A 19,037-nucleotide genomic window follows, 5' to 3' on the forward strand; every position below is an offset into this window, starting at 1 on the left:
GAAAGCAAGTACTGCTTCGGCGTGGAACGCTTTCCGGGATTGACTGTGTCGGGCACGTTGTTGGGTCCTGAGGGAACGGCCGTATGGTCGTTGCTTCAGAGATGCCGGTCTCATGCGAGGCGGTCTTCGGATCGTTGAGTGTGGGTGACTGGTCGTTGTTTGAGAACTGCACAGTGGACGCGAGCATCTGTGGCCAAGTTTTTAAGGGCGCACGGTGGATGCCTTGGCACCAGGAACCGATGAAGGACGTGGGAGGCCACGATAGTCCCCGGGGAGCCGTCAACCAGGCTTTGATCCGGGGGTTTCCGAATGGGGAAACCCGGCAGTCGTCATGGGCTGTCACCCATACCTGAACACATAGGGTATGTGGAGGGAACGCGGGGAAGTGAAACATCTCAGTACCCGCAGGAAGAGAAAACAACCGTGATTCCGGGAGTAGTGGCGAGCGAAACCGGATGAGGCTAAACCATCAGCGTGTGAGACCCGGCAGGGGTTGCGCTGGTGGGGTCGTGGGATTTTTCTTGATCGGTCTGCCGGCCGGTCGACGAGTCAGAAACCGTATGGGTAGTCGAAGGACATGCGAAAGGTCCGGCGTAGAGGGTAAGACCCCCGTAGACGAAATCTGTACGGCTCGTTTGAGAAACTCCCAAGTAGCACGGGGCCCGAGAAATCCCGTGTGAATCTGGCGGGACCACCCGCTAAGCCTAAATATTCCCTGGTGACCGATAGCGGATAGTACCGTGAGGGAATGGTGAAAAGTACCGCGGGAGCGGAGTGAAATAGTACCTGAAACCGTGTGCCTACAAGCCGTGGGAGCGTCGGACATGCAGCTTGCTGTGTGTCTCGTGACTGCGTGCCTTTTGAAGAATGAGCCTGCGAGTTTGCGGTGTGTAGCGAGGTTAACCCGTGTGGGGTAGCCGTAGCGAAAGCGAGTCCGAATAGGGCGATACAGTTGCATGCCCAAGACCCGAAGCGGAGTGATCTAGCCATGGGCAGGTTGAAGCGGAGGTAAGACTTCGTGGAGGACCGAACCCACCAGGGTTGAAAACCTGGGGGATGACCTGTGGTTAGGGGTGAAAGGCCAATCAAACTCCGTGATAGCTGGTTCTCCCCGAAATGCATTTAGGTGCAGCGTCACGTGTTTCTTGCCGGAGGTAGAGCACTGGATAGGCGATGGGCCTCACCGGGTTACTGACCTTAGCCAAACTCCGAATGCCGGTAAGTGAGAGCGTGGCAGTGAGACTGTGGGGGATAAGCTCCATGGTCGAGAGGGAAACAGCCCAGAACACCGACTAAGGTCCCTAAGCGTGTGCTAAGTGGGAAAGGATGTGGAGTCGCAGAGACAACCAGGAGGTTGGCTTAGAAGCAGCCACCCTTGAAAGAGTGCGTAATAGCTCACTGGTCAAGTGATTCCGCGCCGACAATGTAGCGGGGCTCAAGCACATCACCGAAGTCGTGTCATTGCAGCATATAGGGCCAACGCCTGCTGTGATGGGTAGGGGAGCGTCGTGTGCCGGGTGAAGCGGCGGTGGAAACCAGTCGTGGACGGTACACGAGTGAGAATGCAGGCATGAGTAGCGATACAAGAGTGAGAAACTCTTGCGCCGATTGACCAAGGGTTCCTGGGTCAAGCTGATCTGCCCAGGGTAAGTCGGGACCTAAGGCGAGGCCGACAGGCGTAGTCGATGGACAACGGGTTGATATTCCCGTACCCGCTTTGAAGCGCCAACGCTGAACCAGGTGATGCTAAGGCCGTGAAGCCGGCCCGGAGTCTTCGGACAAAGGGACGTGGTGGAGCCGCCGGACCAAGTCTGTATTAGGTGAGCGATGGGGTGACGCAGGAAGGTAGTCCAGCCCGGGCGGTGGTTGTCCCGGGGTAAGGGTGTAGGCCGAGTGATAGGCAAATCCGTCACTCATTGAGGCTGAGACCTGATGCCGAGCCGATTGTGGTGAAGTGGATGATCCTATGCTGTCGAGAAAAGCCTCTAGCGAGTTTCATGGCGGCCCGTACCCCAAACCGACTCAGGTGGTCAGGTAGAGAATACCGAGGCGTTCGGGTGAACTATGGTTAAGGAACTCGGCAAAATGCCCCCGTAACTTCGGGAGAAGGGGGGCCATTCCTGGTGACGAGTCTTGCACTCCGAGCTGGGGGTGGCCGCAGAGACCAGCGAGAAGCGACTGTTTACTAAAAACACAGGTCCGTGCGAAGCCGTAAGGCGATGTATACGGACTGACGCCTGCCCGGTGCTGGAACGTTAAGGGGACCGGTTAGCTCTGATTCGTCGGGGCGAAGCTGAGAACTTAAGCGCCAGTAAACGGCGGTGGTAACTATAACCATCCTAAGGTAGCGAAATTCCTTGTCGGGTAAGTTCCGACCTGCACGAATGGCGTAACGACTTCTCGACTGTCTCAACCATAGGCCCGGTGAAATTGCATTACGAGTAAAGATGCTCGTTTCGCGCAGCAGGACGGAAAGACCCCGGGACCTTTACTATAGCTTGATATTGGTGTTCGGTTCGGCTTGTGTAGGATAGGTGGGAGACTTTGAAGCAGCAACGCCAGTTGTTGTGGAGTCGTCGTTGAAATACCACTCTGGTCGTGCTGGATGTCTAACCTGGGTCCGTGATCCGGATCAGGGACAGTGTCTGGTGGGTAGTTTAACTGGGGCGGTTGCCTCCTAAAGAGTAACGGAGGCGCCCAAAGGTTCCCTCAGCCTGGTTGGCAATCAGGTGTTGAGTGTAAGTGCACAAGGGAGCTTGACTGTGAGACTGACGGGTCGAGCAGGGACGAAAGTCGGGACTAGTGATCCGGCGGTGGCTTGTGGAAGCGCCGTCGCTCAACGGATAAAAGGTACCCCGGGGATAACAGGCTGATCTTCCCCAAGAGTCCATATCGACGGGATGGTTTGGCACCTCGATGTCGGCTCGTCGCATCCTGGGGCTGGAGTAGGTCCCAAGGGTTGGGCTGTTCGCCCATTAAAGCGGTACGCGAGCTGGGTTTAGAACGTCGTGAGACAGTTCGGTCCCTATCCGCTGTGCGCGTAGGAGTGTTGAGAAGGGCTGTCCCTAGTACGAGAGGACCGGGACGGACGAACCTCTGGTGTGCCAGTTGTCCTGCCAAGGGCATGGCTGGTTGGCTACGTTCGGGAGGGATAACCGCTGAAAGCATCTAAGCGGGAAGCCTGCTTCGAGATGAGCACTCCCACCTCCTTGAGAGGGTAAGGCTCCCAGTAGACGACTGGGTTGATAGGCCGGATATGGAAGCCCTGTAAGGGGTGGAGTTGACCGGTACTAATAGGCCGAGGGCTTGTCCTCAGTTGCTCGCGTCCACTGTGTTGTTCTGAAACAACGACCCCCATGCCAGGTCACGGTATGGGTGCGGTTGACAGTTTCATAGTGTTTCGGTGGTCATAGCGTGAGGGAAACGCCCGGTTACATTCCGAACCCGGAAGCTAAGCCTCACAGCGCCGATGGTACTGCAGGGGGGACCCTGTGGGAGAGTAGGACGCCGCCGAACAATCATTCCAGAAAGACCCCCTCCGGATTCCGGAGGGGGTCTTTCTGCGTTTGCACCCCTTTTCCGGTACGCGACGATTTCCCGGCGTACGGTGCCCGGCCGCCGGTCTCCGGAGCACGGCGAAACCTCGGTGTAGGCGGAGAAGGGTGGTGCTAGGTCCACCCCGGAACCGGGGTGCGACAGCCAGTGTTCCTGTACGGCGGTTCAGGAACACTGAATCAGGACGACAGGGACCGGCCCCAGGAGCACCCGTGACAGCAGTGACCCGAACGAGCAGCACGACCGTGCGTGCCCAGGCCGAGGCGGCCCTCGCGGCCGGCGGGCGTGGATTGGGCCGGCTGTTGTTGCTGATGCTGGGTGTTGTCCCGGCGGTGGCGGCGCCGCTGTTCGCGGCGTTGTTCGCCGGAGCCGCGGTCGCAACGCTGCTGGATCACTACTACCCGGGCGAGCTGCTGGCCGTCATGACGGCCGCCCTCGCGGGCACGGCGGTGGGCGGTCTGTTCGTCCGGCCGGTTGCCCGCCGGACGCGCGCGCGGATCGCCGACTGGTACGGGATCCGGCTGCCGGTGGAGTACGCCCCCCGGCCGGCGCTGGAGGTGGACGAGCGCGGCCACTGGTGGACGGGGTACTCGTACCACCGGTCCCATGCCGTCGCGAGGATCGCGAACCTGCTGCACTGGGCGCTTCGGGACCGCGCGACGCGAGCGGAGATCCTTTGGCTGGTGGTCAATCCGCTGACGGTGGCGGTGCTGGCATTTCCGGTGGTCGGCCTCCTGCTGGGCGGGGGGATCTACGCGGGGTCGGTGTTCTTCCGCTCGTCGTACGGACCGGACGACGCCTTCGCCGAGAGCCCGGTCTCCCCGCTGGTCCCGGTCGGGCTGGGGCTGGCCCTGGTCGCTTTCGGGGTGGTGCTGGCGCCGTTCGCGGTGCGTGCCTACGCCGAGGTGGCGCGCCGGGTGCTGAACCACGACGGCCGGGCCTCGCACGCCCAGCTGACCAGGCGGGTGGCGGAGCTGACCGAGACCCGGGCGGACGCGGTCGGCAGCCAGGCGGCGGAGCTGCGGCGGATCGAGCGGGACCTGCACGACGGCGCGCAGGCGCGGCTGGTCGCGATCGGGATGACCCTGGGCACGATCGAGCACCTGATGGACACCGATCCGGTGGCCGCCCGGGAGCTCCTCTCCGAGGCCCGGCAGTCCTCGGCCCGGGCGCTCCAGGAGCTGCGCGACCTCGTCCGCGGGATCCACCCGCCGGTGCTGGCCGAGCGCGGGCTCGGGGACGCCGTCCGGGCGCTGGCGCTGGACAGCGCACTGCCGACCGAGGTGTGCGTGAGCCTACCGGACCGTCCGGCGGCGACGCTGGAGGCGGCAGCCTACTTCAGCATCTGCGAGCTGCTGGCGAACGCGGCCAAGCACTCGGGCGCCGAGCAGGTCTGGGTGGACATCCTGTACCGGGCCGGCATGCTGCGGATCACGGTGACGGACGACGGCGTCGGCGTGGCCGACCCCACGCGGGGGACCGGCCTGCGCGGCATCGAGCGGCGATTGGGTACCTTCGACGGTGTCCTCGCCATCGACAGCACGTCGGGCGGTCCGACCACCATCACCCTGGAGCTGCCGTGCGAGTTGTCCTCGCCGAGGACCTCTACCTCCTTCGCGAAGGCCTGATCCGTCTGCTGGAAGCACACGGCTTCACCATCGCGGCCGCGGTCGAGACCGGTCCGGACCTGCTGGACGCGCTGCTGACGCACCGTCCGGACGTCGCGGTGGTGGATGTCCGGCTGCCGCCGACGCTCACCGACGAGGGGCTCCAGGCCGCGCTCCAGGCACGCCGCGAGATCCCGGGCCTGCCGGTCCTGGTGCTCTCCCAGCACGTGCAGCAGCTGTACGCGCGGGAGCTGCTGGCGGACGGGACCGGGGGGATCGGGTACCTGCTGAAGGACCGGGTGTTCAACGCCGACCAGTTCATCGACGCGGTGCGCCGGGTGGCGGCCGGCGGGACGGCGATGGACCCGGACGTCATCGCCAAGCTGATGCAGAGCACCGTGCGCCGGCCGGGACCGGTGCAGCGGCTGTCGCCGCGTGAGCGGGAGGTGCTGGAGCTGATGGCGGAGGGCTGTTCGAACTCGGCGATCGCGGCCCGCCTGGTGGTGAGCGACGGCGCCGTGGCCAAGCACATCGCCAACATCTTCACCAAGCTGGAACTGGCCCCCGCCGACGACGCCAACCGTCGGGTCATGGCGGTGCTCGCCCACCTCAACGGCCAGCCGGAGCGGCGCTCCTGACGGACCGGCCGACCGGTGCGCCGACCGGCCGCGGGTGTGCGGCCGGCACCGGTGGTGACACCCTGGGCTGCGGAGACGCTGAAACAGGCGTACGAGTAAACTCCGGTGGGCCGAGCCCGGAGGTCGCGCAGCCGTCCGGCGCCCCGACAAGCGGGAACCGGCAGCCGCGGCAGCGCACGGCCGCAGCCGACATCCAGGGGTTGATAGACGATATGGCACGCCCATCGCTCACCAAGGCCCACCGCAGCCTGCTCGGGCTGGTCGCGGCCGGAGCCTGCCTGATCTCGGGCATCGGCTTCGCCGGTTCGTACAACGCGGTGCGGGAGCTGGCGGCGGAGAAGGGGTTCGGCAGCTTCGCCTACGCCTTCCCGATCGGCGTGGACGCCGGCATCGTCGTGCTGCTCGCGCTGGACCTCGTCCTGACCTGGCTGCGGATACCCTTCCCGCTGCTGCGGCAGACCGCCTGGCTGCTGACCGTCGCCACCATCGCGTTCAACGCGGCCGCCTCCTGGGGCGACCCGCTCGGGATGGGCATGCACGCCGTCATCCCGGTGCTCTTCGTGGTCGTCGTCGAGGCCTCCCGGCACGCCGTCGGCCGGATCGCCGCGATCACCGCCGACCGGCACATGGAGTCCGTCCGGCTGATGCGCTGGCTGCTCTCCCCGGTGCCGACCTTCCGGCTCTGGCGCCGGATGAAGCTCTGGGAGCTGCGCTCCTACGACGAGGTGGTCCGGCTGGAGCAGAACCGCCTGGTCTACCGGGCCCAGCTGCGCTTCAGGTACGGGCGCGGCTGGCGGCGTTCGGCGCCGATCCAGGCGCTGCTGCCGCTCAAGCTGGCCAAGTACGGTGTGCCGCTCGATCCGGCGCTGCTGGACCGGCTGGACGAGGACGCCCGCGACGTGCGTGACGTGCGCGAGGTGCGTGCGGCGCGCGACGGCGGGGAGCTGCAGGAGCGGCCCGCCGCGGCCGCCGCGATTCCGCCGGCCGCCGGCGCGGGGGAGGCCCAGCAGGTTCGGGCCCAGGCCCAGGCCCAGGCCCAGGCCCAGGTGGAGACCCGGGCGCAGCCTGCTCCGGCGGCCCCGCAGGTGCAGCAGACGCAGCAGCAGCCGCAGCCCGAGGTGGCTCCGCCCGCCGTGACCCCGGTGCCCGCGGAGGTGGCGGCGCCGATGCTCGCCAAGCTGGCCGCCGTACGGCTGCGGGCGGCGCAGGAGCCGGTGGCCGAGGTGGAGGCCCCGCCGCAGCCCCACGAGGAGCTGAACGTCTGGACCGAGCGGCCGGTCCGGACCGCCGGACCGCAGGACGACGGTCCGCCCGGCGGCCGGGTGCCGGGCCAGGCCTCGCCGTGGTTCAAGCCGCCGCGGCCGACCGGTCCGCAGTCCGGTCCCGAAGCACCCCCCCGGCCCGCTCCGCAGGCGGATCCGCAGTCCGCTCCCCGGCCCGTGCCCCAGCCCGCCGCCCAGGCGGGGCCGTCGGCCGAGCCGGCGGCCGACGGGTACGCCGCCGCCCCGCAGGCCGTCGTCCCGCCCGTGGAGTCCGGCTACCAGGAGGAGCCGGCGCCGCGCCCGGGGCCGTCCCGGATCGACCCGGAGCTCTGCTACGAGGCACTGGTCAGCTACATCGACACCTTCGACCACCAGCCCGACGCGCCGCGCCTCGCCGACTGGCTGACCAAGGAGTACGGCGTTCACGGCAGCCGGCCGGACGGCTCGGTGCACCCGAAGGACGTCGCGGAGCTCTTCCCCGAGCTGCGTGACCGCTACGCCGCCGCCGGGCGGGACTGACCGCCGCGCTGCGGCCGGCCGGCCGTCCAGGCAGCCAGCGGGACGCCGCCCCTGAACCGCGCCACCGGCTCCGACCTGCCGGCACCCGGTGCCGCGCCACCGGCGCTCGACCTGTCCGTCCAGCGCTCGGTCGGCCATTGACGCCCGACCACCGCGGGGCTACCTTCGGCTCAACAAACTGTTGAAGCGCTGGTTCGCCACGGACCGGCGAGGTGCGGAGGAGTGCGGATGTCGCAGGTCGAGCTGGACGGTACCGGGGCGACGGACGGAGCCGCGTTCTCCGACCGGGCCCGTGCCGCCGTGGACGCGCTGCTCGCCCCGGTCGACGCCGACCTGGCCCGCCGCTACCCGGGCGACTCCGGCACCCGCCAGCCGGTGCACACCGTCTACGTCCCCGCCGACGCCTTCGGGGCCGACACCGTCCGCGACTGGGGCCGCCAGGCGCTGGAGGCCTTCGACACCCACGCCGGCACCCCGGCCGAGCTGGCCCGCGCCCTCGGCGTGGCCGACGACGCGCTGCTCGCCGACGTGCACGCCCGGGTCCGCGCCAAGCTGGAGCGGGAGCCGGTCGAGGACCTGCGAATCGACTTCGAGGACGGCTACGGCCCCCGGCCCGACGCCGAGGAGGACGCGGCCGCCGTCCGGGCCGCCGAACTGGTCACCGCCGCGGTGGCCGACGGCAGCGCCCCGCCCTACATCGGGATCCGGATCAAGTGCATGGAGGCGGCCGTCCGCGACCGCGGCATCCGCACCCTGGAGCTGTTCCTCGCCACCCTGCTGGCCGGCGGCAGCCTGCCGGAGGGCCTGGCGCTGACGCTGCCCAAGGTGACGTACGCGGAGCAGGTCACCGCGCTGGTGCGGCTGCTGGAGGACTTCGAGCGTTCGGCCGGGCTGCCGGCCGGCCGGATCGGCTTCGAGATCCAGATCGAGACCACCCAGGCCATCCTCGGGCCGGACGGCCGGGCCACCGTGTCCCGGATGATCGAGGCGGCCGAGGGGCGGGCCACCGGCCTGCACTACGGGACCTTCGACTACAGCGCCTCCTGCGGGGTCAGCGCCGCCTACCAGAGCATGGACCACCCGGTCGCCGATCACGCGAAGGCGGTGATGCAGGTGGCCGCCGCCGGCACCGGCGTCCGGCTCTCCGACGGCTCGACCAACGTCATCCCCACCGGCCCCACCGAGCAGGTGCACGCCGCCTGGAAGCTCCACCACGACCTGGTCCGCCGCTCGCTCGCCCGCGCCTACTACCAGGGCTGGGACATGCACCCGGCGCACCTGCCGACCCGCTACGCCGCCGTCTACACCTTCTACCGCGAGGGGCTGGCGGCCGCCGCCGCCCGGCTGGCCGCCTACGTCGCCAAGGCGGGCGGCGACGTGATGGACGAGCCGGCGACCGCCCGGGCGCTCAGCGGCTACGTGCTGCGCGGGCTCGACTGCGGCGCCGTCGACCTCGCCGAGGTCACCGCCCTGACCGGGCTGGACCGCGCACAGCTGGACGCGCTGGCCGGGCGCTGACGCGGGGGCGCCGACCGGCGCGGCCACCGGGGCCCGGCCACCGGGGCCCGACCCCGGACCGTCCGGACGGCGGGGCAACTAGGCTGGCGGTGAGCCGGTCCGCAGCACCGCGGGCCGCCCACCGCCGGCCTCCGCCGTCCTCGCCCTCCGGGAGAACCGCCGCACCATGCCCGCCACGCCGGAGCCGACCCCCAGGCAGTACCTCACGATCCGGCGCGCGGGCAGCCACGAGACGGAGATCAAGAAGTCCCGTTTCATCTGCCACCTCGCCCGGGTCACCGATGAGGACGAGGCGCAGGCGTTCATCGCCGGCATCCGGAAGCAGTACTGGGACGCCCGGCACAACTGCACCGCCTTCGTGGTCGGCGACGAGCAGCGGCGCGAGCGCTCCAGTGACGACGGGGAGCCCGGCGGCACCGCCGGGGTGCCGATGCTGGAGGTGCTGCGCCGCCGCGGGCTGACCGACACGGTCGCCGTGGTGACCAGGTACTTCGGCGGGATCAAGCTCGGTGCCGGCGGCCTGGTGCGGGCCTACGGGAACGCGGTGTCGGCGGCGGTGGACGACGTCGGACTGCTGGAGCGGCGACCGGTGGCGCTGCTCGCGGTGACGGCCGGCCACACCCGGGCCGGCCGGGTCGAGAACGACCTCCGGGCCGCCGGGTACGCGGTGAGCGACCTGGCGTACGGGGCCACCGGGGTGCGGATCGAGGTCGGGGTGCCGGAGCCGGACGTGGCGGAGTTCCACACCTGGCTGGCCGAGGCGACCGGCGGTACCGCGGTTGCGGTGGCGGCGGGGCGGACCTACGTCGAGGTGCCGGTCTGACCCGTCGCGACCTGCGGATCCCGGGGGTCTCCGGGGGCCGGTGGGGCCCGGCCATGGGGGCCGGCGGCACTCCTTTCGGACAGACTTTCGGACAGTTCGGTACCGGCCCGTTTCGGTGCCCGCCCGGCCTGCCTAGCCTGGGCGCACCGCCGACCAGGAAGCCGCTCCGGAGATGCCCGTCGTCCAGACCATCACGCTGCCCCCCGGGGCCGGTACCGGCTGGCACTACCACCCGGGCCGGGTCGACGTGGTGGTGCTCTCCGGCACGCTGACCCGGACCCTGCACGACGGCCGGGTCGAGGTCAGCCGCGCCGGGGACTCGCTGGTGGAGGAGGCCGGGCCGGTGCACGTCCACGTCGGTCACAACCACGGGAGCGTGCCGGTCGTGCTGATCGCGAGCTACGACGTCCCCGAGGGCTGCCCGCTCGCCGTGCCGGTGGCGGTGCCGGAGTGGAGCCGCAGCCGGGCCGGCCCGGGGCCCGGGCCCGCCGACGGCTGAGCACCGCCGCAGCAGAACACGGCCCACGCCGGTGGGTGGCTTGAGCAGATTCACTCGAACGTATTGACGTGGCCCGGAGTTGGAACTTCCGCTCCGGGTTGTGGCGTTTCCTGGGCAAGGATCCGGCCGATCCGGACGAACCCCCCATCGATGGAGGACGAGAGACCCCACCCCCGCACCACGGAGGTATGCGCATGACCTCGGACACTTCCCCGTCGCCCGCCCATGCCGGTCTGCCCGGCCCGAGAGGCCCCGCGACGCCCTACCGGATGACCGTCACCACCGCGCTCCCGCACGCCGACGCCCTCGCCCTGGCCGACCAGCGCCTCGGCGCCTGGCTGAAACAGGAGGGCTGCGAGGAGCCCCCGCCGGTGGTCCGCGAGCGGGCCGTCCTCGAACCCGCCGACCAGCACGACCCGGGTGCCCACGCCCCCGGGGCGTCCCCGGACGCCGCGTCCGCACCCCCCGCCGAGCGCCTCCGGCTGGGCGACCGCGTCCTGCTCGACCGCGACGGCGGTGCGCTCCGGGGCCCCGGCAGCGGCCGCTACGACCGCCGCCGGCTGCGCACGCCGGCCCCGCACGGCACCCACCAGCTGACGCTGACCGTGGCGACCGGGCCCGAAGGGCCCACCTGGGTCCGGCTGGAGGCCGAGACGCACACCACCGGCACCGGCGTACGGACGCCCTGCCGGGTACCGGTGCCCGAGCTCGCCCGGACGCTGTTGCCGCTGCTCGACGCCGCCGACGGCCCGGCCGCCGTCCAGCTCGCCCCCCGGGTGCTGGCCGCCGCCGAGGTCGGGGCCCTCATCGACGAGCTCTGCGATCCGGAGCGCCGGCTGCCCACCGTGGTGGCCAGCGTCCCGGCCGACCGCACGCTCGACGAGTGGGTCGCCGAGGTGGTCCGGCCGCTCTGCGCACAGCTGCCCGGCCTGGCCACCGCCTACGTGCTGGATCCGGGCGCCCGTACGGAGTTCAACGTCGCGCTGGAGTACCACGCCGTGTACGGCGGGGCGGTGCGCACCTACCTGCCCGAGGTCGACCCGGCCTCCCGGCACGACGGCGCCCGGCACCCGGTGCTGGCCCGCCGCCGGCTGGAGGAGGACCTCCGCCGGGCCGCCGGGCTGATCGCCCGGGAGCCGCGCCGGCTCGCCGCCGAGCAGCCGTTGCCGCCGGCGCTGGCCGCCGTCCCCGTCCTGCGGGTGCCCCCGCAGGCGCCGCGCCCGGGCCACGGCCCGAACGACGCCGCGGCCCGGGACGAGCTGGCGGCCCTGGCCCACGAGGAACAGCAGGACCGGGCCGACCAGCAGGCCAGGGCCGACGAGTTGGAGCGGGCCCGGCACAGCCTGCGCCGGGAGCGCCGGCACGGCGCGGCCCAGATGCGGGCGCTGGCCGGCCGGCTCTGCGCCGTCCCCGGCGGTGCCGCCGTACCCGTCCGCCCCGGGCGTCGGCCGGGGAGCACGCAGGGCCCCGCCGGCCCGTCCGGCCCCGGTACCCCGGAGACCCCCGGTACTCCGGGCAGCTTCGTCGAACTGATGGCCAGGCTCGGCGAGTTCCCGCTGCTCACCTTCACGGGCGACCAGAAGGCCGCGCTCGCCCTGGACGAGCTGCACTGCGCCGGCGCCGGCTGGGCCCGGCTCACCTGGGACGGTCTGACCGCCCTTCAGGAGTACGCCGAGGCCGCCGTGCGCGGCGCGGCCGGCGGCGACTTCAAGCAGTGGTGCGAGCGGACCCCGGCGGGCTGCCACCGGTTCCCGCCCCGCAAGGCGGTGCGCGGGGAGTCCCGGACGGTCTTCAGTCACACCAAGTGGAAACGCGAGCGGATGCTGCCGGTGCCGGAGTGCGTCGACGCCTCCAGGCGTGCGTTCATGGGCGCGCACCTGCGGATCGGCGGCGGCCGGACGGCACCCAGGCTGCACTACCTGGACGACTGTTCCGGCAGTGGCCGGATCTATGTCGGCTACATCGGCCTGCACCTGACCAACACCCGGACCAACTGAGAGGCTTGGCTGACCGGTGCGCCCGTTCGGTGGACAATGGCCGGCAGGGGTGGGCCGCGGGGTCGCCGGCCGGCCCGGGCAGGTGCCGGACGAGCATGGGGGAACGACCACCGATGCAGTACTCAGCAGACGGTCACGCCGAAGGCACGGTCCTGACCCCCCAGCCCGGCTTCCTGGCCTCGGTCTTCCGTGACCTCGGTGTGGACGGGCCGGACGACGACGAGCCGGCGGGGCCCGGCGGACCGGACGGCCCGCCGGGCCCGGCCGTCCCGCCCGGCGGGCCGGCTGACGCCGGGACGGACGAGTCCGTCGCCGCGCACGCCCGGGCCGCCGCGCTCACCCACCACCGGACCGTCACCGTCCGGGCCGAGCACGAGCGGCTCGCGGACCTGCTCCGGCGGGCCGCGCTGCCCGTCTCGGCCATGGACTTCGAGAGCCAGCTGCGCCAGTACGAGCCGAAGCCCTACCCGGCCGACGGTCCGGCGGCCGGGCCCGGCGCGGAGCCCGAGCCGCGCTGGGCGGACTACGCGCCCGCCGGACCGACCGCCGCCGACCCGGACGAGAGCCCGTCCCGGCGGTTGCTCGACTCCGGCTACCAGCGCAAGCTGGCCGAGGCCCGGCTCACCCACCAGCGCGCCCTGCGGGAGTGGCGCACCCTGCGGGCAGAGGCGGGCAGCCCGGCCGCGGACGAGTCCCGGCGGGTGCACGAGCAGACCGAGCAGGCCCGGGCCCGCGCGGTGCGGGAGTACAACGACAGCTTGGAGGAGTGCCGCCGGGCGTACCGGCTGGCCGAGCCGGCCGCGGTGGAATCCCTGCTCGAACGGGCCCTGGCCGCCGCCGAGACGGCCACCCAGGACCTCCCCGCACCCTGCCGTGCGGTGTTCCGCCCGCTCACCCGCACCGCCGTCCTCGACCTCGACCTGCCCGCGCTCGACCTGGTGCCCTCACTGGCCGGCTACCGGCTCGCGGCGGACGGCGAGATCCTCCCGGTGCCCCGCCCGCCCGCCGACCGGGCCACCGACTACCTCCGGCTGGTCGCCCGGCTGGCACTCCGCGCCCTGCAGGCCGCCGATGCCGTCGACACCGACGAGATACTGGCCGGGGTCGTGCTCAACGGCTGGCTGCGCGAGCCCGGCACGGCGGAGCCGCTCTGCCTGGTGAGCGTGGACGCCGACCGCGACGCGCTGGCCCGCACCCGGCTGCTGCCCCCGGCCGCCCCCTACGAGGAGCACGACGGCGAGGGCGTCTACGCCGACGCCGAGCAGGACGAGGCCCTGGTGCGGCTGCGCCAGCTCGGTGCCGCCGTCACCCCCGACCCGTACGCACCGGCCGGGGTGGGACCGGCCGCCGTCGCGGGCGCCGCCGTGCCGTCCGCCGAGGACCTCTCGGCGAACGAGTTCGCCCAGTTGGTCCGCGAGCTGCTCACCCGGGGCGGACTCGCGCAGTGGAGCGTCCGGCTGCGCGGTGCGGCCGGGCTGGTCGCCACCGGCGAGGGCGCGGCCGGCAGCGCGCTGCCCGGCCGCTGGGTGGTCTGGGCCTCCCGCAGCGACCGGCCGGTGGGGGCGGAGGAGATCCGGACGCTGGCGGAGGCGGTCCGCGAGGAGTCCGCCGAGCGCGGTCTGCGGCTCACGGTCGGCCGCTTCAGCGACGAGGCGCTCGACCTCACCGCCGAGGACGGCCACCAGCACATCCATCTGGTCGACGGTGACGGCCTCCGGGAGCTGGCCCGCACCCAGCTCGGACTCCCGCTGGCCACCGGCCACTGAGCCGGCCCCCCGGGGGCGGCGGGCGTGGGGCGCGGATGCGGGGCGCGGACGTGGGGAGGCCCGATGCGGGGAGTCCGGCTGCGAGGAGGCCTGATGCGGGGGCCGTACACGGGGCGGCGGACCGATGCGACGGCGGGGTGGCCCGGCTCACCCTGACGGCCCGCCCGGCGGGCAGCCGCCCGGGCGGGGCACGAGGCTGGTGGGCGCGGGTGCCGGGGTGACCGGCGCCCGGCCGGGAGGCGGTGCCCGCCGGCGCAGCCGTCCGGCGACGGTCGGTGGCCGGCCCGGGGACGGGCGGCACACGGGGGAGGCGAGGTGGGCACGGTGCCCGGGACGGGGGAGCAGCGGTGACGGCGATCCTGGTCGCGGCCGGCGCGTTCCTGATGACGCTGATCGGTGGTTACGTCGCCCAGCGCACCGGTGACCGCCGCCACCTGGTGCTCGGCTTCGCGGCGGGGCTGATGCTCGGAGTCGTGGCCTTCGACCTGCTGCCGGAGGCCCTGCGCCAGGCGCCCGAGGAGATCCACGGCGTGCCGCAGGCCCTGCTGATGTTCGCGGCCGGATTCCTGGCCATCCACATCGTCGAACGGGCGGTGGCCATCCACCGCGGTCACGAGGGCGAGTACGCCGAACACACCCACGGACACCGGCACGCGCACGACCACGGCCGGGCGGCCGGCGGCAACGCGGCCCCGGGCATCGGGCTGACCGCCGCACTGGCGCTGGTCGGCCACAGCGTGATGGACGGCTTCGCGATCGGCGCGGCCTTCCAGGCCGGGACCACCGTCGGTACGGTGGTCGCCGTCGCCGTGGTCGCCCACGACTTCGCCGACGGCTTCAACACGTACACGATCACCCGGCTGTACGGGAACGACCGCCGGCGGGCGCTGACCCTGCTGGCGGCGGACGCGCTCGCGCCGGTGACCGGCGCCGCGATCACCCTGCTGTTCACCATCCCCGAGCAGCTGCTCGGGCTCTACCTCGGGTTCTTCGCCGGCTTCCTGCTCTACCTGGCCACCTCCGACATCCTCCCCGAGGCCCACAGCCCGCACCCCTCGCGCACCACGCTGCTCTGCACGCTGGCCGGGGTGGGCTTCATGTGGCTGGTGATCGGTCTCGCGGCCTGAGGCCGCCGGCGCCGAGCGCGGCCCGCTCAGCCGTCCAGCGCGGCCCACCGCGCGCGCATGGCCGCCAGCGCCACGGTGATCGCCGGGCGCCGGGAGGCCTGGGTGCGCCAGAGCGCGAACACCCGGCGGGTCGGCTCCGGGACGACCGGGCGGGCGACCACCTCCGCCGGCAGGGCGCCCCGGCCGAGCCGCGGGACGAGGCCGACGCCGAGCCCGGCCGCGATCAGCGCGATCTGGGTCTCGAACTCGCCCACCTGGTAGCAGACGTCGGGCTCCTCGCCGGCCTCGCGCAGGGTCCGGACCAGCCAGTCGTGGCAGATGTTGCCCGGCGGCACGCTGATCCAGCGCAGGCCGCGCAGCCGCCCCACCGGCACCACGGCGAGCTCCGCCAGCGGGTGCGCGGCGGGGAGCAGCAGGTCCACCCGGTCCGGGCCGAGGTCCAGCCGGGACAGGCCCTCCTGCACCGGCAGCGGCACCGTCGGCCAGTCCTGGACCAGCGCCAGGTCCACCTCGCCGCGGGCCACCAGCTCGGCCGCCGGGTACGGATCGCTCTCCAGCAGCCGGACGTCCAGCTCCGGGCAACGCTCCCGCAGATCGGTGAGCACCCCCGGCAGCAGGCCCCGCGCACCGGTCGCGAAGGCTGCCACCAGCAGCCGTCCGACGGCCTGACCGCGCTGCTCCTCCAACCGCACCTCGGCCCGCTCCACCAGCCCCAGCACCGCCTGCGCGGTGGCGGCCAGCTCGCGTGCGGCGTCCGTCAGCACCACACCGCGGCCCTGACGCTCCAGCAGGACCGTCCTGGTCTCGCGTTCCAGTTTGGCGATCTGCTGCGAGACCGCCGACGGGGTGTACCCGAGCGAGGCGGCCGCCCCGCCGACCGAACCGTGCACGGCCACCGCGTGCAGCGCCCGCAGGCGTCCCAGATCCATCATGCAGCAATGCTAAAGCGTGGTCTTCAGTATTCATCGCTGGTGCTACACGGTCGGTGGCGGCCATCCTCGATCCATGACCGCAACACCGGCCGCCACCGGCGGCACCATGAGACCGCGTCACATCGCCCTGGCCGTCCTGGTCGCCGCAGTCTGGGGCCTCAACTTCGTGCTCATCCACGTCGGGCTGGAGAACTTCCCGCCGCTGCTGTTCTGCGCGCTGCGCTTCGCGGTGGTGGCCGTCCCCGCGGTCTTCTTCGTCGGTCCGCCCCGGGTGGCCTGGCGGTGGGTGCTGGCGGTCGGGTTCGTGCTCGGGGTGGTCAAGTTCGGGCTGCTCTTCCTCGGCATGCACGCCGGGATGCCGGCCGGGCTCTCCTCGCTGGTCCTGCAGAGCCAGGCGGTGTTCACCGCACTGTTCGCCGCCGCCCTGCTGCGCGAACGCCCCGGTGGGCAGCGGCTCGCCGGCCTGGCGATCGCCTTCGGCGGCATCGGCCTCAGCGCCCTCGACCGCGGCCTCGGCGGCCCGATCGGCGCCTTCGCCCTGGTCGTCCTCGCCGCCGTGGCCTGGGGCCTGTCCAACGTGCTGACCCGCCGGGCGGCCCCGTCGGACGCACTGCGCTGGATGGTCTGGGTCAGCGCGGTGCCGCCGCTGCCGCTGCTCGGGCTCTCCCTGCTGGTCGAGGGCCCGGCCGCGGACCTCCGGGCACTGCGCGACATCACCCCGGCCGGTCTCGGCGCGATCGGCTACGTCGGGCTGGTCTCCACCCTGTTCGGCTTCGTCGCCTGGAGCTTCCTGCTGCGCAGCTACGACGCCACCGCGGTGGCGCCCTACTCGCTGCTGGTGCCGGTGTTCGGGATGTCCTCGGCGTGGCTGCTGCTCGGGGAGCGGATCAGCGCGGCCGCCGGGGCCGCCGCGCTGCTGGTGATCGCCGGGATCGGGATCACCGCGCTGCGCCCGGGGGCGCTTGCCGCCGCGGCGGCGTGGCGGCCGCGTACCCGGCCTCGGCGGAGCGCAGCGCCCGCAGCAGCGCATCCTGCTCGGCGGGGCTGACGGGGCCGAAGTACTCCTGCGCCACCTCGTACCGGACCAGGCCGATCCGCTCCACCGCCGAGTGTCCGGCCGGGGTGAGGACGATCCGCACCGCGCGCCGGTCGGCCGGGTCGGGGGTGCGCTCGACGAGGCCCGCCTCCTCCAGTGCGTCGACCACGGTGGTGGCCGAGCGGGGGGCGATGTGCAGCCGGTCCGCGAGGTCGCTCAGCCGCATCGCGCGGTCCGGCAGTTCGCAGCCGGGCGCGTGCGCGAGGGTGCGCAGGGCGCGGCCCTGGGCGGGGGTGATGCCGTAGGGCTCCAGCCGCTCGCTGGTAAGGCGGCGGATCCGCTTGATCGCGCGGGTCATCGCGTCGGCGAGCTCGGCGGCGGTGTCCTGCGGCGTTGCCGCGCCTTCGTCGGCCGAGGGGCCGGGGGAAGGGGCGGGGGAGGAGCTCGCCGCGTCGTCGGTCGGCGTGGTGGTCATGGCGGCTCTCCTCGGCAGGTGTCCGACCCAGGGTATCGGCGGTTCGGGTTGCGCAAGGAGCCCGTGCACCGGTCCGCGGACCCGGTGGCACCACTGGCCGACAGGCACCGGAATATATGTTGAGTGAAGCTCAGTATCTGCGTTGGCGTAGTTCCTCAGTGAGGGCACCTAAGTTCCCTCGACCGATCCCTGGAGGGCCCGTGCCCCGCTCCGAAGCCCGCGTCACCACCGACCGCCCCGCCCGCTACGCCAAGCAGCTCGCCGCCCACATGGGCCGAAAGGTCGAAACCGACTGGTCCGACGAGACCGGTCGCGGCACCCTCACCTTCGGCGCCCGCACCGCCACCCTGGAGGCCGCCCCCGACGCCCTGCTGCTCGCCGTCGAGGGAGCCGCCGAGAACCTGCCCGGCCTGGAGGACGTCGTCGGCCGCCACCTGGTCCGCTTCGGCGCCCGCGACGAACTGGTCGTCGAGTGGCACCGCGACAGCGGCGAGGCCGGCCTCGTCCACCGCAACGACGAGCCCGCCGAGGGCTAGAGCCGGCCGGGATGCTGCGGCCGGTCGGGCAGCCGACGGGCGAGCGTCCACAGCACCAGCCCGCCCAGGCACCAGGAGGCCACCACGTCCAGCAGCCAGTGGTAGTCGCTCCACACCAGCCCGAGACCGACCCCGAGCGCAAGCAGGGCCGCCGCCGCGTACAGCCGCCGCCGGGCCGGGACGCCCACCGTGCGGGCCAGCAGCAGTGCGGCCACGCCGTACGCGAGGGTTGCCGTGGCCGTGTGCCCGGACGGGTACCAGCCCCACTGGTCGGCGGCCAGCGGCGCCCCGAACGGGCCCGGCCTGGCGAACCACGCCTTCGCCAGCACGACCAGCAGCGGGATCAGCCCGGTCGTCAGCACCGCCACCACCGCGGGCAGCCACCACCGGGGCGCCGCCGCCCGGCGGGACCGCCAGGCCGCCAGCGCCCCGCCGGCCAGCAGTACCGGGATCGCCGGGACGGAACCGCCCAGGTCCGACAGTGCGGTGCCGAGGTGGTTGAGCAGCGTGCTGTGGAGTTCGTGCCGGCTCTCCCGGACGCCGTGCCGGACCCAGCGGTCCAGGCCCAGCAGCGGCCCGTCGACGGCCACCTGCCAGGACACCAGCACCAGCACCGTGCCCAGGAGGGCCGGCAGCGCGGCCGAGCCGGTGAACCGGCCCGGAACGCGAAGCGGCCGCCCCGGAGCAGGGGGGAGAGCTCCGGGGCGGCTCTGATGATCGCCGTTCCGCGCGCCCCGGGGGGTGTGG

The 19,037-nt window shown here is 72.1% G+C and carries 14 protein-coding genes and 2 rRNA genes; 13 read left to right on the forward strand and 3 right to left on the reverse strand.

Features of this window, described 5'->3' with window-relative positions:
* Positions 1 to 191 precede the first annotated feature (191 nt).
* The 11 genes from OH807_RS27255 (at position 192) to OH807_RS27305 (ending at position 15,311) form a co-directional block, all read left to right on the forward strand.
* A 23S ribosomal RNA gene (locus OH807_RS27255) occupies positions 192 to 3,314 on the forward strand.
* 85 nt (positions 3,315 to 3,399) lie between these two features.
* Positions 3,400 to 3,516 (forward strand): 5S ribosomal RNA (gene rrf / locus OH807_RS27260).
* Positions 3,517 to 3,767: 251 nt separating this feature from the next.
* On the forward strand, positions 3,768 to 5,183 hold the full coding sequence (locus OH807_RS27265) for a sensor histidine kinase (RefSeq protein ID WP_406203616.1): 1,416 nt from the start codon (positions 3,768 to 3,770) through the stop codon (positions 5,181 to 5,183).
* Positions 5,135 to 5,800: a LuxR C-terminal-related transcriptional regulator gene (locus OH807_RS27270; RefSeq protein ID WP_406203619.1), complete on the forward strand. Its 666-nt coding sequence runs from the start codon at positions 5,135 to 5,137 to the stop codon at positions 5,798 to 5,800. The genes OH807_RS27265 and OH807_RS27270 overlap by 49 nt, the downstream gene beginning before the upstream one ends.
* Positions 5,801 to 6,012: 212 nt before the next feature.
* Positions 6,013 to 7,581, forward strand: a complete 1,569-nt coding sequence (locus tag OH807_RS27275) for a DUF2637 domain-containing protein (protein ID WP_406203622.1) — start codon at positions 6,013 to 6,015, stop codon at positions 7,579 to 7,581.
* Positions 7,582 to 7,809: 228 nt separating this feature from the next.
* Positions 7,810 to 9,099, forward strand: coding sequence for a DUF6986 family protein (locus tag OH807_RS27280; RefSeq protein WP_406203625.1), 1,290 nt, complete (start codon positions 7,810 to 7,812; stop codon positions 9,097 to 9,099).
* Between the two features lie 166 nt (positions 9,100 to 9,265).
* On the forward strand, positions 9,266 to 9,922 hold the full coding sequence (locus OH807_RS27285; RefSeq protein WP_406203628.1) for a YigZ family protein: 657 nt from the start codon (positions 9,266 to 9,268) through the stop codon (positions 9,920 to 9,922).
* Between the two features lie 172 nt (positions 9,923 to 10,094).
* Complete coding sequence (locus OH807_RS27290; protein WP_406203631.1) at positions 10,095 to 10,421, forward strand: cupin domain-containing protein; 327 nt, start codon at positions 10,095 to 10,097, stop codon at positions 10,419 to 10,421.
* 194 nt (positions 10,422 to 10,615) lie between these two features.
* Positions 10,616 to 12,418, forward strand: a complete 1,803-nt coding sequence (locus OH807_RS27295; protein ID WP_406203634.1) for a hypothetical protein — start codon at positions 10,616 to 10,618, stop codon at positions 12,416 to 12,418.
* Positions 12,419 to 12,531: 113 nt separating this feature from the next.
* Positions 12,532 to 14,184 carry a restriction endonuclease gene (locus OH807_RS27300; protein WP_406203637.1) on the forward strand — a complete coding sequence of 551 codons (1,653 nt, stop codon included), beginning with the start codon at positions 12,532 to 12,534 and terminating at the stop codon, positions 14,182 to 14,184.
* 383 nt (positions 14,185 to 14,567) lie between these two features.
* The gene (locus OH807_RS27305; RefSeq protein ID WP_406211217.1) at positions 14,568 to 15,311 is read left to right on the forward strand and encodes a ZIP family metal transporter; all 744 of its coding nucleotides are present in this window, start codon (positions 14,568 to 14,570) and stop codon (positions 15,309 to 15,311) included.
* Between the two features lie 26 nt (positions 15,312 to 15,337).
* Here the strand turns inward: OH807_RS27305 and OH807_RS27310 are convergent, their stop codons facing one another.
* On the reverse strand, positions 15,338 to 16,243 hold the full coding sequence (locus tag OH807_RS27310; protein ID WP_406203640.1) for a LysR family transcriptional regulator: 906 nt from the start codon (positions 16,241 to 16,243) through the stop codon (positions 15,338 to 15,340).
* A 106-nt stretch (positions 16,244 to 16,349) separates the two neighbouring features.
* Between OH807_RS27310 and OH807_RS27315 the strand changes: the two genes are divergently transcribed.
* Entirely contained in the window at positions 16,350 to 17,291 is a 942-nt protein-coding gene (locus OH807_RS27315; RefSeq protein WP_406211219.1) for an EamA family transporter, read from the forward strand.
* Here the strand turns inward: OH807_RS27315 and OH807_RS27320 are convergent.
* Positions 17,182 to 17,754 carry a MarR family winged helix-turn-helix transcriptional regulator gene (locus OH807_RS27320; RefSeq protein WP_406203643.1) on the reverse strand — a complete coding sequence of 191 codons (573 nt, stop codon included), beginning with the start codon at positions 17,752 to 17,754 and terminating at the stop codon, positions 17,182 to 17,184. The two genes, OH807_RS27315 and OH807_RS27320, sit on opposite strands and share 110 nt — an antisense overlap.
* Before the next feature lie 200 nt (positions 17,755 to 17,954).
* Between OH807_RS27320 and OH807_RS27325 the strand changes: the two genes are divergently transcribed.
* Positions 17,955 to 18,290: a DUF2218 domain-containing protein gene (locus OH807_RS27325; protein ID WP_406203646.1), complete on the forward strand. Its 336-nt coding sequence runs from the start codon at positions 17,955 to 17,957 to the stop codon at positions 18,288 to 18,290.
* Here the strand turns inward: OH807_RS27325 and OH807_RS27330 are convergent.
* Entirely contained in the window at positions 18,287 to 18,904 is a 618-nt protein-coding gene (locus OH807_RS27330; RefSeq protein ID WP_406203649.1) for a phosphatase PAP2 family protein, read from the reverse strand. The genes OH807_RS27325 and OH807_RS27330 overlap by 4 nt on opposite strands.
* Between the last annotated feature and the right edge of the window lie 133 nt (positions 18,905 to 19,037).

This window comes from Kitasatospora sp. NBC_01560, assembly GCF_045208415.1.
Lineage (GTDB): Bacteria > Actinomycetota > Actinomycetes > Streptomycetales > Streptomycetaceae > Kitasatospora.